This is a genomic window from Thalassospira sp. UBA848 (genome assembly GCF_002295455.1).
Classification (GTDB): domain Bacteria; phylum Pseudomonadota; class Alphaproteobacteria; order Rhodospirillales; family Thalassospiraceae; genus Thalassospira.
Genome location: NZ_DBGS01000089.1, coordinates 1 through 15,328 on the forward strand (window position 1 = coordinate 1; position 15,328 = coordinate 15,328).

General features: G+C 55.0%; 13 protein-coding genes. 3 read left to right on the plus strand and 10 right to left on the minus strand.

Features of this window, described 5'->3' with window-relative positions; all coding sequences use genetic code 11:
- Nucleotides 1-2,523 (plus strand): ATP-binding protein (locus tag B2R48_RS12320; RefSeq protein ID WP_297000781.1); only part of this gene is annotated, 2,523 nt, incomplete at its 5' end.
- A gap of 96 nt (nucleotides 2,524-2,619) precedes the next feature.
- Here B2R48_RS12320 and B2R48_RS12325 read toward each other — a convergent pair.
- Nucleotides 2,620-4,119: a CoA-acylating methylmalonate-semialdehyde dehydrogenase gene (locus B2R48_RS12325; protein ID WP_213474081.1), complete on the minus strand. Its 1,500-nt coding sequence runs from the start codon at nucleotides 4,117-4,119 to the stop codon at nucleotides 2,620-2,622.
- Nucleotides 4,120-4,295: 176 nt separating this feature from the next.
- On the opposite strand from B2R48_RS12325, the gene B2R48_RS12330 reads away from it, so the two are divergent.
- Nucleotides 4,296-5,183 (plus strand): LysR family transcriptional regulator, encoded by an 888-nt coding sequence (locus tag B2R48_RS12330; RefSeq protein ID WP_062955817.1) that lies wholly within the window; start codon nucleotides 4,296-4,298, stop codon nucleotides 5,181-5,183.
- 186 nt (nucleotides 5,184-5,369) lie between these two features.
- Here B2R48_RS12330 and B2R48_RS12335 read toward each other — a convergent pair whose 3' ends face one another.
- Both B2R48_RS12335 and B2R48_RS12340 read right to left on the minus strand, forming a co-directional pair.
- Complete coding sequence (locus B2R48_RS12335) at nucleotides 5,370-5,813, minus strand: DUF2218 domain-containing protein (protein WP_297000787.1); 444 nt, start codon at nucleotides 5,811-5,813, stop codon at nucleotides 5,370-5,372.
- Nucleotides 5,814-6,125: 312 nt separating this feature from the next.
- Nucleotides 6,126-6,968 carry a fumarylacetoacetate hydrolase family protein gene (locus tag B2R48_RS12340; RefSeq protein ID WP_297000788.1) on the minus strand — a complete coding sequence of 281 codons (843 nt, stop codon included), beginning with the start codon at nucleotides 6,966-6,968 and terminating at the stop codon, nucleotides 6,126-6,128.
- A gap of 230 nt (nucleotides 6,969-7,198) precedes the next feature.
- Here B2R48_RS12340 and B2R48_RS12345 point away from each other — a divergent pair, with 230 nt between their 5' ends.
- Nucleotides 7,199-7,855 carry a dienelactone hydrolase family protein gene (locus B2R48_RS12345; protein ID WP_297000790.1) on the plus strand — a complete coding sequence of 219 codons (657 nt, stop codon included), beginning with the start codon at nucleotides 7,199-7,201 and terminating at the stop codon, nucleotides 7,853-7,855.
- Between the two features lie 161 nt (nucleotides 7,856-8,016).
- Here B2R48_RS12345 and B2R48_RS12350 read toward each other — a convergent pair whose 3' ends face one another.
- The 7 genes from B2R48_RS12350 to B2R48_RS12380 all read right to left on the minus strand — a co-directional run bounded on the left by B2R48_RS12350 (nucleotide 8,017) and on the right by B2R48_RS12380 (nucleotide 15,254).
- On the minus strand, nucleotides 8,017-9,642 hold the full coding sequence (locus B2R48_RS12350; protein ID WP_297000792.1) for a dihydroxyacetone kinase subunit DhaK: 1,626 nt from the start codon (nucleotides 9,640-9,642) through the stop codon (nucleotides 8,017-8,019).
- An 11-nt stretch (nucleotides 9,643-9,653) separates the two neighbouring features.
- Nucleotides 9,654-10,649: an ABC transporter ATP-binding protein gene (locus B2R48_RS12355; protein ID WP_213474087.1), complete on the minus strand. Its 996-nt coding sequence runs from the start codon at nucleotides 10,647-10,649 to the stop codon at nucleotides 9,654-9,656.
- Nucleotides 10,642-11,739, minus strand: coding sequence for an ABC transporter ATP-binding protein (locus tag B2R48_RS12360; RefSeq protein WP_062955822.1), 1,098 nt, complete (start codon nucleotides 11,737-11,739; stop codon nucleotides 10,642-10,644). The genes B2R48_RS12355 and B2R48_RS12360 overlap by 8 nt, the downstream gene beginning before the upstream one ends.
- Nucleotides 11,740-11,742: 3 nt before the next feature.
- Entirely contained in the window at nucleotides 11,743-11,931 is a 189-nt protein-coding gene (locus B2R48_RS12365; protein ID WP_062955823.1) for a hypothetical protein, read from the minus strand.
- On the minus strand, nucleotides 11,928-12,866 hold the full coding sequence (locus B2R48_RS12370) for a carbohydrate ABC transporter permease (protein ID WP_062955824.1): 939 nt from the start codon (nucleotides 12,864-12,866) through the stop codon (nucleotides 11,928-11,930). The genes B2R48_RS12365 and B2R48_RS12370 overlap by 4 nt, the downstream gene beginning before the upstream one ends.
- Entirely contained in the window at nucleotides 12,863-13,810 is a 948-nt protein-coding gene (locus tag B2R48_RS12375; RefSeq protein WP_213474090.1) for a carbohydrate ABC transporter permease, read from the minus strand. The genes B2R48_RS12370 and B2R48_RS12375 overlap by 4 nt, the downstream gene beginning before the upstream one ends.
- Nucleotides 13,811-13,931: 121 nt before the next feature.
- Nucleotides 13,932-15,254 carry an ABC transporter substrate-binding protein gene (locus B2R48_RS12380; protein WP_213474091.1) on the minus strand — a complete coding sequence of 441 codons (1,323 nt, stop codon included), beginning with the start codon at nucleotides 15,252-15,254 and terminating at the stop codon, nucleotides 13,932-13,934.
- Nucleotides 15,255-15,328 lie beyond the last annotated feature (74 nt).

Genomic DNA, 15,328 nt, shown 5'->3' on the forward strand with positions numbered 1-15,328 from the left:
GGCTGGTGGTTTTTGCTGCGCAAGATGCTGCGCATTTCCAAGGCCCACCGCATCACGTCAATCGCTGACTTTATCTCGTCACGCTATGGCAAAAGCACCCAGCTTTCCGTCCTTGTGACCCTGATCGCGGTGATCGGCACCACGCCCTATATCGCGCTTCAGCTCAAGGCAATCGCCACCAGCTATACGGTGCTGACGGCCTGGGATCACGGCATGATTGAGCCGGTCCGCGAAACGGTCAGCGTCTTTTCCGACAGTGGCTTTTGGGCCGCTGTTGGCCTGACGCTTTTTGGCATTCTGTTTGGCACGCGCTTTATTGATGCCGACGAACATCACGAAGGCATGGTCGCTGCCATCGCCTTTGAAAGTCTGGTTAAGCTGTTTGCCCTTCTGGCCGTTGGTTTCTTTGTCTCGTTCGTGATGTATGACGGGCTTGGCGATCTGTTTGCACAATCAGCCGAAAACGCCGATACGGCAAAACTTTTGATGCTGCCGGAAAATGGCAGTTCACGCTGGCTGACGCTTATGATGCTGTCGATGGCCGCCATCCTGTGTCTGCCGCGCCAGTTTCAGGTCATCATCGTTGAAAATGTCGATGAACGTCATCTCGCCACCGCAAGCTGGGCGTTCCCGCTGTATCTTCTGGCGATGAACCTGTTTGTTCTGCCGATCGCGCTTGCCGGGCTTGGCGCACTTCCGGTCTGGTCGGACCCGGATTTCTTTGTGATTTCCGTCCCGCTTTTTGAAGACCAATCCTTGCTGGCCCTTCTTGCCTATGTTGGCGGACTTTCGGCCAGTACCAGCATGGTCATTGTTGCGACCATCGCCCTTTCCACCATGGTATGTAACGACCTGATTGTCCCGGCCCTGCTGCGTATTCGCCCACTGCGCCTGACCGAGCGTGATGACCTGACCGGACTTTTGATCTTTATCCGCCGCGCCTCCATCGTTGTCGTGGTGTTTATGGGCTTTGCCTATTACCGGTCTGCCGGGGCCAGTGATGCCTTGGCCGAAATCGGCCTTATTTCCTTTGCCGCCATTGCCCAGTTCATCCCGATCATGATTGGTGGCCTGTACTGGAAGGGTGGCACGCGCACCGGTGCGCAGGTCGCACTGACCATCGGTTTTGCCGTTTGGGGCTATACGCTGTTGCTGCCATCGCTTGCCGACAGTGGCTGGATGGATCCGTCCTTAATTCTGAACGGCGCGTTTGGCCATCCGTGGTTGCGCCCCGAGAGCCTGTTTGGCCTGACCGATTTTGCGCCGCTGACCCATGCCCTGATCTGGTCGATTTCGCTTAATACCGCAGCCTATGTGCTGATCAGCCTGTTTACCGTACCAAGTGCGCTTGAACGTATTCAGGCAACCCTGTTTGTCGATGCCTTTTCGCGCAAAGGACAGGATACGGTGATCTGGCGGTCATCGGCCTCGGCCAATGATCTTTATGAACTGGTTGAACGGTTTTTGGGCCGGGATCGTGCCTATCAGTCCTTCCGCCAGTTTGACCGAAGCATTGACCCTTCGTGGCGGGGCAAGGGCGAAGCCGATGCCGACATGATCGCCTTTACCGAACGCCTGCTGGCCGGGTCCATCGGGGCGGCATCGGCGCGTGTCATGGTGTCATCTGTTGCCAAGGGGGAGATGGTCAGCCTTGATGAAGTGCTTGAGATTCTTGAAGAAACATCGCACGTCATCGAGTATTCCCAACGCCTTGAAACCAAGTCCCGGGAGCTTGAAAAAACCGCCGCCGAGCTGCGCGCGGCCAATGAACGGCTCAAGGAACTGGACCGGCTCAAGGATGAATTCCTGACAATGGTCAGTCATGAATTCAGGACCCCACTGACATCGATCCGGTCTTTCTCCGAGATTCTGGTCGATTCGCCCAACCTTGACCCGAAACAGGCCGACCACTTCCTTGAGATTATTGTCCGTGAAAGCGAACGTCTCACACGGCTGATTGATGATCACCTTGATCTTGCCCGCCTGGAAGCCGGTCATTCCGACTGGCGTGCGGTCGAGGTGGACCCGCGCACGGTGCTTGATGAAAGCATCGATGCGGTCAAAGGCCTTTTTGATTCCAAGGGCGTGGTGCTGACCACGGAATATTCGCGCAATTCGGTATTGTTGCATGTCGACCGGGACCGCCTGACACAGGTCTTTATCAACCTGCTTTCCAACGCGGCCAAGTTCTCTGACCCCGATCATCCCGAGGTCTCTGTCAGGGGCGAGGCCATGGATGGCGGTTATCTGGTGTCGATCACCGACAACGGCAACGGCGTTGCCCCCAACGAGCTTGAGATCATCTTTGACAAATTCTCGCGCGGCGGCAAATACGCTGACGACAAACCCAAACCATCCGGTTCCGGCCTTGGACTGGCAATCGCCAAACATGTCGTCGAACATTGTCAGGGCAAAATCTGGGCTGAAAGCCCGGCAGGACAGGGCGCGACGTTCCGCGTTTTCATCCCCGGCGAGATGATGGAGGCCATTGCCCCGGCAAGACCCGATACCCTGGCCAAGTAATCCACCTTCCAGATACAACAAGGGCGCGCAAAACAAACTTTGCGCGCCCTTGCTCATTCTTGGTCATTGCGGTGATCGCAATGCTTAACCCGTCGCTTATTTCATCGTCGGCATGACGAATTCAGCACCCTTGCGGATACCGGTCGGCCAGCGCGAGGTGATGGTTTTCAGCTTGGTATAGAAGCGAACGCCTTCCGGGCCATGCATGTGATGGTCACCAAACAGCGATGCTTTCCAGCCACCAAACGAATGGAAGGCCATCGGAACCGGGATCGGCACGTTGATGCCAACCATGCCGGTCTGGGTCCGTGCAGCAAATTCACGTGCGGTATCACCATCGCGGGTGAAGATCGCGGTGCCGTTGCCATATTCATGATCGTCAACAAGGTTGGCAGCGGTATCAAAATCATCGGTGCGCACCACCGACAGAACCGGGCCAAAGATCTCTTCCTTGTAGATGCTCATATCCGGGGTGACGTCATCAAACAGGGTGCCACCAACGAAGTAGCCGTCTTCATAGCCCTGAAGCTTGATGTCACGGCCATCAACGACCAGCTTGGCACCTTCTTCGACACCCTTGTTGATATAGCCAACAACCTTGTCGCGGTGCGCAGCAGTGACCAGCGGGCCCATTTCGGCGGCCGGATCCGTGCCCGGCGCCACACGCAGTTCATTGATGCGCGGAACCAGCTTTTCGATCAGGGTATCTGCCGTTTCCTTGCCAACAGGAACAGCGACCGAGATGGCCATGCAACGCTCGCCAGCTGAACCGTAAGCCGCGCCCATCAGGGCATCAACCGCCTGATCCATGTCGGCATCCGGCATGATGATCATGTGGTTTTTCGCCCCGCCAAGGGCCTGACAACGTTTGCCCTGTGCGGTTGCGGTTTCGTAGATGTATTTGGCAATCGGGGTCGAGCCGACAAAGCTGATGGCCGAAACATCCGGATCAAACAAAAGCGCATCAACGGCTTCCTTGTCACCCTGAACAACGTTGAACACACCGTCCGGAAGACCGGCTTCGGTCAGCCATTCTGCCAGCAGAAGCGAGGCGGACGGATCGCGCTCGGACGGTTTCAGGATGAAGCAGTTGCCGCACGCAAGGGCGACCGGGAACATCCACATCGGCACCATGGCCGGGAAGTTGAACGGCGTGATACCGGCAACGATGCCCAGCGGCTGACGGATGGAATGGCTGTCAACCTTGGTACCGACATTCTCGGTGAACTCACCTTTCAGCAGCTGCGGCGCACCGGTTGCAAACTCGACAACCTCGATCCCGCGGGTGACTTCGCCCAGCGCATCGGACAGAACCTTGCCGTGTTCGGCGGTGATGGCAGCAGCGAGTTCTTCGGAACGATCTTCGAGGATGCCAAGGAACTTGTTGAGAATGCGCGCACGGCGCAGCGGCGTGGTTGCCGCCCATTCGGCTGCGACTGCGGATGCGGACTCAACAGCTGCTCGGACTTCGGCCTTGGACGCCAGATCAACCGTCGCGCTTTCGGCACCCGTCGCCGGATTGAAAACCGGTGCCGAACGACCGGACGTACCGGCAACACGTTTGCCGTTGATGTAATGGGTAAGTTGGGTTGCCATTGGGTTTCTCCCGATAAACCTGATGATCAGTGGGACGATCTTGGTACTTGATATAAGTGGGGGTTTTACCCCTCATAATCTGTACCCATTATGACTATGCACAGGGATGCACATCAATTATCATTTCCGCAAAATCGATGTGCAAAAATTAAAGTCACTACAGGACCACACCCGTTATGGATTGGGACCGTTTCCGCATCTTTCTGGCTGTTGCCCGCCAAGGCCAGATCCTTGCCGCTGCCCGGCAGCTTGGCCTGAACCACGCAACGGTGGGCCGGCAGCTAACAGCCCTTGAACAGGAACTTGGCACCAAGCTGATTGAACGGCGCACCACCGGATCGGACCTGACCCCGGCGGGACAGGAGTTGATGCAGGCGGCAGAGGCCGCTGAATCGGCTTTCTTGCGCGCGGGCAATGCCGTTTCAAACCAGTCCGAAATGATCAGCGGCACGGTCCGCGTCGGCGTACCGGATGGATTGGGCAACTATTTTCTTGCAAGTGAGTTGGCTCACTTTGCTTCAAATCACCCGGACCTTGTCATTCAGCTGGTGCCGCTGCCACGCACCTTTTCGCTGTCCCAACGCGAAGCCGACATTGCCATCACACTTGACCGACCCAAGCAGGGACGCCTTGTGATCCGCAAACTCACCGACTACACGCTGAGTGTCTATGCCACGAAATCCTATATCGAACGCTTTGGCGCGGTCGAAACCGAGGCCGATCTGACGGACCGCCTGTTTGTCACCCATATCGAGGATCTGATTTACAGCCGCGCGCTGGATTATGCCGCCCGCCTTGGCAAACTGATGAAGCGTCGCTTTGAATGCGGCAGTGTGGTGGCCCAGATGGAGGCGGTGCGCAACGGATATGGTATCGGCATCCTGCATGACTACGCCACCGAAGGCATCCCCGACCTTGTCCGCCTGCTGCCTGAAATCCGCTTCACCCGAAACTACTGGATGCTTCAGCACCCGGACACCAAGGATACCCGGAGCGTCGCGGCGATTGCAGAGCATATTACCAAGGTGGTGCGCACAGCACGCGCCAGATTTATCGTCGAATAACCAACACCGGTGCAAAGCCGAAATGCAAAGCTAAGTCGTCCGACGTCATACGCGCGAACACCGTCCTGACGACAACAGGCATGCAACTGGGCCTGCAAACAGAAACCAGCCTTTAGCTACCCCAACAAACACAAAAGCCCGTTCAAAACTGAACGGGCTTTTGAAGCATCAACAAATGACGATTGTTCATTTATTTCGCCAATCGATCTCGAACTTGGCCTGCGGCGACAGGGTCCGCAGCTTTTGTTCGAAATAGGCCTGCATTTCAGCAAGACTTTCCTCGTCAGCGGCAGACATTGCAACCGTCAAAAACAGGTAGGTCGCGCTCAGCTCGCAGGCGCCTTTTTCAAAGGCCAGCAAACCGGCATCTGGTTTGCGCAGCGAAACCTCGACATTATCGCCGCGGGCTTGCAGCAACATACCCTTCAAAAAGCAAGGCGCATTGCGCAGATAGATGTCTGCAAACGCAAAGCTGTCAACATTATCTTGTTGCTTGGAAGTTTCAGAAACAGGGGAGGCGTCTTCAATCGAAACATCCATTGATTCGACTGCAGCCGGCCAGGACTCCTTCACATTAATCGCAAGATTAGACATATGCATCACCAATCCTTTAAGGGCGCATTCGCGCACGGTATCCCCATACCCCTTGGACACGCATCTCATATCGTGTTTTCGTCAAACAATGATGACTATTAGTCACTTACACTGCAGAACGAACCAACGTCAATGCACTTTGTCCTGTAGAAAAATGTCCCAAATCGGGCAAACCGCAAGGTCCGTGGCAACATTTTTTGTCACCACGGAGTTCTGCATCGCACAAATTCAGGCTTTTGGCGCCTTAAAGCCTTTGGGCATCGCCGTTCACGGCAGTTGCCAGACGCCCATCACAATCGTGTGAAACTTTTGTGCAACAAGGAATTTATCGAATATTGCCGCCTGTCGTTACCCTTGGACGACGTCCTGGCGTTGCGCACCCAAGCCCTCGATTCCAAGCTCCACGACGTCACCCGGCTTGAGGTAAACTTGCGGGTTCTGTCCCATGCCAACACCGGGCGGGGTACCGGTCGAGATGATGTCACCCGGTTGCAAGCTCATGAAGCGCGACAGATAGCTGACCACATGGGCCACGCCATACACCATGGTTTTCGTACTGCCGTCCTGATAGCGCACACCATTGACATCAAGCCACATGGCAAGGTTTTGCGGATCCTTGATCTCGTCGCGGGTCACAAGCCACGGGCCCGTCGGGCCAAAGGTATCAGCACTTTTGCCTTTCACCCACTGACCAGAATGCTCAAGCTGGAAAGTGCGCTCCGAGACATCATTGATCAAACAATAGCCTGCGACATAATCAAGCGCGTCGGCTTCATCGACATATTTGGCATGCTTGCCAATCACAATGCCAAGCTCGACCTCCCAGTCGGTTTTTGTCGAACCGCGCGGGATTTCGATGGTGTCATTCGGGCCGCACACGGCCGACGTCGCCTTAAAGAAAATGATTGGTTCGGGCGGAACGTCCATACCAGCCTCAGCCGCATGGTCCGAATAATTCAACCCGATACAGATGAACTTGCCCGGCTGGCCGACACAGGCCCCAATGCGCGGGTTGCCGGACACAACAGGCAGACTTTCAGGATCAAGTGCCGCAATACGCGCAAAGGTTTCATCAGAAATCGTGGCCGGATCAAAATCATCAACCACACCGGAAAGATCCCGAATGACACCACCAACATCACAAAGCCCCGGTTTTTCTGCCCCCAACGGGCCATAGCGCAAAAGCTTCATGAATTCTCTCTCCTGAGTTCGTCATTGGGATGATTTGCGCGTCTTGTTCTTCGCCAAACGCTGCAAAAAGATGGGTTATTCCTCATACAATATTGATGTCATATCATGTTCCCCCAAGGCAAGCCTCTTGGACAAAACATTATCCAATTAATTCAACAGCATTGTTCTCGTCCGGCAATTCGATATCATCGCAGCCAAAATCAGTTCGGCATGAAACGGAAACGACGACCATGATGAAAACCATAACTGCGGCTGATGGCCATACACTGGATTGCTGGTTTGAAGACCCCGTTGGCGCGCGCCGTGGCGGTATCGTGATCCTGCAAGAAATCTTTGGCGTCACCGAACAGCTCAAGGGTGTTGCAAGAAAGTATGCTGAACTTGGCTATGAGGTTGCCGTCCCTGCCCTGTTTGACCGGATAGAACCCAATGCGGCTGTCGACTTCAACGATTTCGAGCGGGCCCGCGCCTTGATGATGGCGTCTGACCTGTCAGACAATCTTTGTGACATTGATGCCACCATCAACGCCCTCAAAGCCAATGGCGGCAAAGTTGCGGTAATCGGTTTTTGCTGGGGCGGCGGCTTGGCCCTGCGCTGTGCCCAAAGCCTTGATATCGCGGCAGCTGTGGCATTTTACGGGACACGGCTGAACCTGTATCTGGATCGCCCGTTGGCCAAACCGTTCCTGGGGCATTTTGGCCTTGCCGACAGTCACGTACCGGTCGAGATGATCGAAGAGGCAAAGGCCGCCATGCCCGACATGGAAATCCACATGTATGAGGCGGGTCACGCCTTCGCCAACGAAGCGCGCACAGCCTATGTCCCCGCCGCTGCTGAAGTGGCCCATGCCCGCACGCAAGAATTTCTGGCAACGCATTTGAAGTAATCTGCTTGCCATCCGCATTTCGCGTAGAGGATATCTGCGCATCCCACGACCCGTGGCCCGAAAGCAGCACCAACAAACCCCGCGTCACCGGGATTTAGTGGTTGCTAAACACCCCCGTCACATAACGAATGACGGGGGTGTTTTGATGCAAGCTTGTTGTTTTACCGGGCGCTGAGCTGTTCGAACAAACGGGCTACGGCCTCGGCCCCGGGGTCAATATGACCTTCGAGCTGTTCGGCATTGATGTAGGATGCGCGCCCGGCTTTTGCCTTCACAATGGTCGAGGTATGAACAGCACCCTTGCGCGCAGCATCTGCCGCAGCCGAAAGGTCTTTTTCTTCAAGAGCATTCAATGCGGGTTTCAGGGCATCAACCATGGTGCGATCACCAAGCTCGGCCCCCCCGATTTGCTGCATGCGCTCCAGACCGTCCTTGAGCGATGCGACCATCGAACGCCCGCTTGAGGCCGCATCACCCGCAGCGGTAAAGAAGATTGCCAGCAACACACCGGATGATCCGCCCATTGTCTGGCTAAGCTCCTGCCCGATGGCGCGCAAAAGCTGGGTGTGATCGGCAAGTGGCAGTCGATCAAGCGCCCCCATCAAGGCCCTTGCGGCTGTGGCAAGCGTTGATCCTGTATCCCCGTCACCTGACTTGGCATCAAGCGCATTCAGGTCATTCTCGGCATCAATCAGAATGTGACAGCATTGGGTCAGGAACGCCGCTGTCTGCCGGTGTTCAGAGGGGATCGGCTGGATCGGCGTCAGTCCATCGGGAAGTTCAACAACATTGACCGGCTTTATCGGGTTGCATCCAGGCCACGCCGACGGGGCGCAGGGTGCTGACAACCAGGCATGGTCTTCGGCACTGATCGGATACACGGAAACAGAAAAGCCCCGCATATCAAGCGACGTCATCATGGCGGCTGGCCCTACGATGAATTTCAGATTCTTGGCAATCGACGAATTGATCAGGTCGTTTGCCAGAATCGCCATCTCAAGCACAGACGTCCCGCCAAGGTTGTTGAGCAACACCACATGCGGCTTGTTTTCCATCACCGCAGCAAGTTTGGCCGTGACCGCAGCCATGGCCTGTTCGGCATTGTGGTAATCAATCTGCTGAACACCCGCTTCACCGTGAATACCAAGGCCAAGCTCTGCCTTACCATCACCAATACGGTTTTCCTTGGGGGAACCCGGAACGGTACAGGTATCAAGTGACATGCCGATGGATTTGGTCCCGGCAATCACCCGCTCGGCGGCCGCAGTGACATCTTCAAGCGCAGCCCCGCTTTCGGCCATCGCACCTGCTATCTTGTGAACAAAAAGCGTCCCCGCCACACCGCGGGGCTGCGGCAAGTCCGGCAAGGCAATATCATCATCAACAATGACAATGTTGACCTTAAGACCAAAAGCACGCGCGCGTTCCGCTGCCAAACCGAAATTCAGCCGGTCGCCCGTATAGTTTTTGACAATCAGCAAACACCCTGATGGGCCGGTGACAGACAAGATTCCAGCAAGCACCGCGTCAACCGACGGAGATGCAAACACATCCCCGCAAACAGCCGCAGTAAGCATGCCCGCCCCGACAAATCCGGCATGTGCGGGTTCATGGCCGGAACCACCACCGGACACGATGGCAACCTTTGACTTGTCCCAGTCGTTGCGCACAACCACGCGAATATGCGGATAACCGTCAATCCGGGCCAACTTACCGCCGGATGCCTTGATCACACCATCAATGGCTTCGGTTACAGTCGCGTCTTTATTGTTTATGAATTGGGCCATTGTGATCTCCTTCAGGCCATCCGGGCGCCATCAGCGCCGAAGTAGAACGGGTTCCGTGGACTAATCTTGACGATGTCTCCGGTTTTCAGTTCGGTGTGGGCATCCGTGACCGTGATCAGGTCATGGGACTTGAACGTCAGATGCAGGCGCGTCTGATCGCCAAGATGCTCAACCCGCTGGACAAAGCTTTCTTCGCCCTCGCCCTGGATGATTTGTTCCGGACGCAATCCGATTTGGGTTGCGCCGCTGGGGGCACCTGCAAAAACATCGGCAGGCAGAACATTGATCCGTGGCAGTCCAAGGCGGCTTGCCGCATAAATACTGACCGGATCTTCATAGATCTCGCGCGGTGCCCCGAACTGAACCAACCGCCCCTGATCAAGCACCCCGACATGGGTTGCCATGGTCATGGCTTCGATTTGATCGTGGGTAACGTACAAAAGGGTAGCACCCGAGTCCGCCTGAATGGATTTCAGCTCAACCCGAAGGTCTGCACGCAGCTTGGCATCAAGGGAACTTAGCGGTTCATCCATCAGATAAACTGTTGGTTTACGCACCAGCGCCCGCCCGATTGACACACGCTGCATCTCGCCGCCCGACAACTCGGTCGCCTTGTTGTCCAGCTTGTGACTGATCTGCAAGATTTCGGCGATTTCACCGACTTTGCGTTTGATTTCATCTTTGGGCGTTTTCAAAATTGGTGATTTCAGCGGGAATTCCAGATTTTCGCGCACCGTCATATGCGGATAAAGCGAATATTGCTGAAACACCATGGCGACGTCGCGTTGCGCCGGGGTCAGCCCGGTCATGTCGCGGCCACCAATCATGATTTGCCCGGCATCCGGCTTATCAAGCCCCGAAACCATTCGAAGCGTTGTGGTTTTGCCAGCCCCGGTCGGCCCCAGCAGCACAACAAAAGACCCATGCGGAATGGTCATAGTCACATCATCAAGCGCCACATCCGCTCCAAAGCGCTTGGTTACGCCGGTCAAGCTTACCTCAGCCATGTCCGAGCACTCCTTCATTCGCCTGTGAACGCAATGCCTTGCCATGTTGGGCATCGAACAATGTGATGGTTCTTGGATCAAACCGCAGACCAATCAACTGCCCGTTCGTTACTACTTCATGGCTGGGGACACGCGCCTTGAGCAAACCATTTGGCGTATCAAAAGTGACGATCTGGGTGGTGCCAAGATACTCGGTCGCAATCACCCGCCCGCGATAGGGCGCGTCATCATCAAAATCGACATGTTCGGGACGTATGCCAAATGTCAGTTTGCCATTTGCCCCTTCGCGGCTTTGCGGCACCTCCATGGGGACATCGTTTAACCGTACCTCTGTTCCGCCAGTGCCAATCATCCCGTCGAACTCAAGAAAGTTCATTGGTGGCGACCCGATAAATTCGGCCACAAAGCGGGTCGCAGGCCAGTCATAGATGTCCTGGGGAACGCCAAACTGTTCGACAACGCCATGGTTCATAACCACGATCTTGTCGCCCATCTGCATTGCTTCGAGCTGATCATGGGTGACGTAAACCGTGGTTGCCCCCATACGGTCATGCAGAGCGCGCAGTTCCTCGGACATATGTTCGCGGAACTCGGCATCCAGCGCACCAAGCGGCTCATCCATGAAAAATGCCTTGGGGTCACGGACAATTGCCCGACCCAACGCGACGCGCTGGCGATCACCGCCGGACAACCCGCCAACCGGGCGGTCAAGGATGTTCGTGATGCCAAGAATCTCGGCAACTTCACCGACCTTCTTCTTGATATCGCCTGATTTCATCCCCTGACTTTTCAGAGGATAGCTGATATTGGCGCGCACATTCATATGCGGATAAAGGGCAAACATCTGAAAAACAAAGGCAATATCGCGCTGGCTCGCAGGCTTTTGGCCCACTTCCTCGCCATCGATAAAGATTTCGCCCCGCGTGGGCAACTCAAGCCCGGCCATCATGCGCAGCGTGGTTGTCTTGCCACAGCCAGACGGCCCCAGAAGCATGAAGAACTCACCGTCTTCAATCGTGAAGCTTGACGACTGAACCGCCGTAAACGCCCCGAAATCCTTGCGCACGTTTTCAATTCTGATCTGTGCCATGGGTTACTCCGGGAAATGGCTGACGATGATGAACATGACTGTTCCGATCAGCGTGGTGATAAAGGAATAGGTGTAAAGCGTGATCGCAAATGGTTGCATCAGCATGACAACACCCAGCGCAATGAGGACCGATGCCACCATTTCCCATGGACCACGGCGCAGCATCAGAAGTTTATTGATGAAATTGCTCATTTGCGTACGGCTCCAAACGTGATCCCGCGCAACAGATGTTTGCGCAACAGGATGGTGAAGACCATGACGGGCACAAGGAAGATGGTTGCCCCGGCGGCAACCGCCGGCCAGTCCTTGCCACCCACACCAATGATTGTCGGGATGAAGGGTGGCGCTGTCTGGGCAGTGCCAGATGTCAGCAGCACAGCAAACGCATATTCGTTCCACGCAAAGATCAAACAAAAGATTGCTGTGGATGCGATGCCCGTAGCCGCCTGTGGCAACACCACCTTGTAGAAGGCCTGAAAACGGGTATAGCCATCAATGAGGGCGGCTTCTTCATACTCGATCGGGATTTCATCAATGAATCCCTTCAGCAACCAGACCGACAATGACAGGTTTACGGCCGTATAAAGCAGGATCATTCCCAGATGCGTGTCATTCAGCCCAAGATTTCTGAACATCAGAAAAATCGGAATGGCGACCGCAATTGGCGGCATCATGCGCGTTGAAAGAATGAAGAACAGCAGGTCATCCTTGAGCGGCACCCGAAAACGGCTGAACGCATAGGCCGCAGCTGTCCCAAGAATCATGCACAGTGCGGTTGAGCCAAACCCGATAATAACCGAGTTGAGGAAACGTTCGCCATAGCGCGACGGACCGCTGATCACGGTACCCTGATTGCGCGCGATTTCCTCGTACCAGGTTTCGGGCTCGCCGGCTTCTTCAAGCATATCGTCGGTCGCCCGGGTACGTTCGGTAAACAGGTTCACATATCCTTCCATCGATGGTTCAAAAACCACCTTGGGCGGATAGGCGATGGAATCAGCAGGTGACTTGAACCCGGTCGCAATGATCCATAACAAGGGTGCAATCGTTACCAGCGCATAGCCAACAACAAGGACCCCGGCGACCCATTTGGTCCCCTTATTTGGTTCTGTAACAGAAAAACTCATCTTTCTTTTACCTTGTTGAGAGCTTTGACATAAATCGACGCAAGCCCGAACACCGTCACAAACAGAATGACGGCATAAGCCGACGAGTATCCGGTTCGCCATTTTTCAAAGGCTTCGCGTTTCAGGTCGATTGACGTCAATGTCGTCGTATTTCCCGGGCCACCGCCGGTAAGCTGGACCACAAGGTCAAACATCTTGAAGTTCTCAATTCCGCGGAACAGCACGGCCAGCATCAAGAACGGCAGCACCATCGGAACAGTGATCGTCCAGAATTGCCGCCATTTCGACGCCCGATCACACTCGGCCGCCTCATAGATACTTTCGGGAATTGATCGCAGACCTGCCAGACAGATCAGCATCACAAACGGCGTCCACATCCAGGTATCGGCAATCACGATTGCCCAGGGAGCCAGATGCACATCACCAATCATCGAAAAGCTTGCCGGATCAGCACCGGTAAAGAAGGCGATGACATAATTGAAAAGGCCAATTTGCGGCTGATACAAAAAGGTCCAGAAGTTGCCGACCACCGCTGGCGACAGCATCATTGGAAAGACAATTATCGTCGTCCACAGGTCATTGCCCCGGAACTTCTTGTTAATCAGGAACGCCAGCATAAAGCCGATCAGGACCTGCAAGACGATGGTCCAGATCAGAAAATGCGCGGTTGCCTGCATCGTGTTCCAGATATCGGAATCGGTCAGGATGCGCTCGTAATTGCGCAACCCCACCCAATCAACATCACGGTTGGGGCGGTTTACACGGCTGTTGGTAAAACTCAGCCACACCGTCCAGATCAGTGGAAATATGTTGATCGCCAGCAGCAGGAAGATCGTTGGTGCAACAAAAATCCATGCGATGCTTCGGTCCGACAGGCCCCGAATGTGCCGCGCCACACCGTCCGGCGTCGCGCTGGCGATCTTTTCGATCGGAATATTCTTCATTATGGATGCCCTTGACCATGCGGCAAGGCCACACGGTTTCTGCTTTTGTCGGGAATGGTCCCGGCGCAATTACCCATCACACCAGGACCGGTCCAGAGCCAGTCATCGTCAGCAAGATGACTTACAGCTTGCCTTCATCTTCGAAGACTTCGATCCAATCCTTGACCAGATCATCAAGCGCTTCCTTTGCTGTACCGTCACCGGCAACAACATAGTTGTGGACGCGCTCCTGCATCGACAAAAGCAGATCGGCATAAGCAGGTTCCGCCCAGAAGTCCTTCACGATTGCCATGCTATCAAGGAAGGTCTGTGCATATGGCTGACTGCTGGCGAAACCGGGATCTTCGACCACGGCACGCAACGCAGAATAGCCACCAAGCTCCCACCAGCGGGCCTGAATTTCAGGCTGGGCGAACCACTGGATATATTCAAGTGCGGCATCCTGTTTTTCGGAATAGGCAACAACCGAAATCCCCTGACCGCCAAGCTGGGCATATTGCCCTTCCGGACCTGCCGGGTTCGGAAAGTATCCGGATTTTCCACCACCAACATTGGGGTCGGCTTCAACACCGGGCCAGATAAAGGCAAAGTTCATCTGAAGCGCGACCTGGCCGGATTTATAGGCATCAATGTTTTCGCCCATATACCAGTTCGAAGAACCCGGGGGCGTGGCGGTATCATACAGTTCCTTGTAGTATTCCAGCCCGGCAACCGCACCGTCGGAATTGACAAACCCATCGATATCATAGGGCTGATCCGGGTTTTCATACTGGAAACCATAGTTGTAGAGCGCATTGGTAACACCCATGGTGATGCCTTCGGATCCGCGCTCGGTATAGATCGCCGCACCATAGACCGTGTTGCCATCAATCTCGCGCCCCTGGAAGAACTGGGCAATATCCTTCAGTTCCTCGAGGGTTTCCGGCACGCCCAGTTCACGTCCGTACTTTTCTTTATACTCGGCACGAATTTCCGGACGCTCGAACCAGTCCTTGCGATACGTCCAGCCGACCACATCCCCGAAAGCCGGCAGCGCATAGTAGTTCGGCGTATTTTTGGGCCATTCTGCATATCCGGTCACAGTTGCCGGAATGAAATCACCCATGTCGATATTATTGGCGTCAAAGAAATCGTTCAATTTGACGTAGTGCCCGTTTTCGGCACCGCCGCCAATCCATTGACTGTCCCCGATCATCAAATCGCAAAGCTGACCACCTGAGTTCAGCTCATTAAGCATGCGATCTGCAAACGAGGTCCACGGCACGAACTCGAAGCTCATGTTGTGGCCGCTTTTGGCCTCGAAGTCTTTGGAAAGCTCTACAAGGGCATTTGCCGGGTCCCATGCCGCCCAGCACAAGGTAAGATCTTCTGCAGCGGCTGCTGTAGGAAGCGCGCCTGCCACGATTGCGGACGCAACCGCGGTCTTTAAAACTGTTGATTTCATTTTGTTTTTCCTCCCGTTGGAAAGTCGCAGCTTTTTAGCGACTGCGACACTTCTACCACAAGTTTTTGAGGTAC

Coding starts and splice junctions, on each gene's coding strand:
- B2R48_RS12325 (WP_213474081.1), bottom strand. CDS start 4,119: ATGGCAACCCAACTTACCCATTACATCAACGGCAAACGTGTTGCCGGT.
- B2R48_RS12330 (WP_062955817.1), top strand. CDS start 4,296: ATGGATTGGGACCGTTTCCGCATCTTTCTGGCTGTTGCCCGCCAAGGC.
- B2R48_RS12340 (WP_297000788.1), bottom strand. CDS start 6,968: ATGAAGCTTTTGCGCTATGGCCCGTTGGGGGCAGAAAAACCGGGGCTT.
- B2R48_RS12345 (WP_297000790.1), top strand. CDS start 7,199: ATGATGAAAACCATAACTGCGGCTGATGGCCATACACTGGATTGCTGG.
- B2R48_RS12350 (WP_297000792.1), bottom strand. CDS start 9,642: ATGGCCCAATTCATAAACAATAAAGACGCGACTGTAACCGAAGCCATT.
- B2R48_RS12355 (WP_213474087.1), bottom strand. CDS start 10,649: ATGGCTGAGGTAAGCTTGACCGGCGTAACCAAGCGCTTTGGAGCGGAT.
- B2R48_RS12360 (WP_062955822.1), bottom strand. CDS start 11,739: ATGGCACAGATCAGAATTGAAAACGTGCGCAAGGATTTCGGGGCGTTT.
- B2R48_RS12365 (WP_062955823.1), bottom strand. CDS start 11,931: ATGAGCAATTTCATCAATAAACTTCTGATGCTGCGCCGTGGTCCATGG.
- B2R48_RS12370 (WP_062955824.1), bottom strand. CDS start 12,866: ATGAGTTTTTCTGTTACAGAACCAAATAAGGGGACCAAATGGGTCGCC.
- B2R48_RS12375 (WP_213474090.1), bottom strand. CDS start 13,810: ATGAAGAATATTCCGATCGAAAAGATCGCCAGCGCGACGCCGGACGGT.
- B2R48_RS12380 (WP_213474091.1), bottom strand. CDS start 15,254: ATGAAATCAACAGTTTTAAAGACCGCGGTTGCGTCCGCAATCGTGGCA.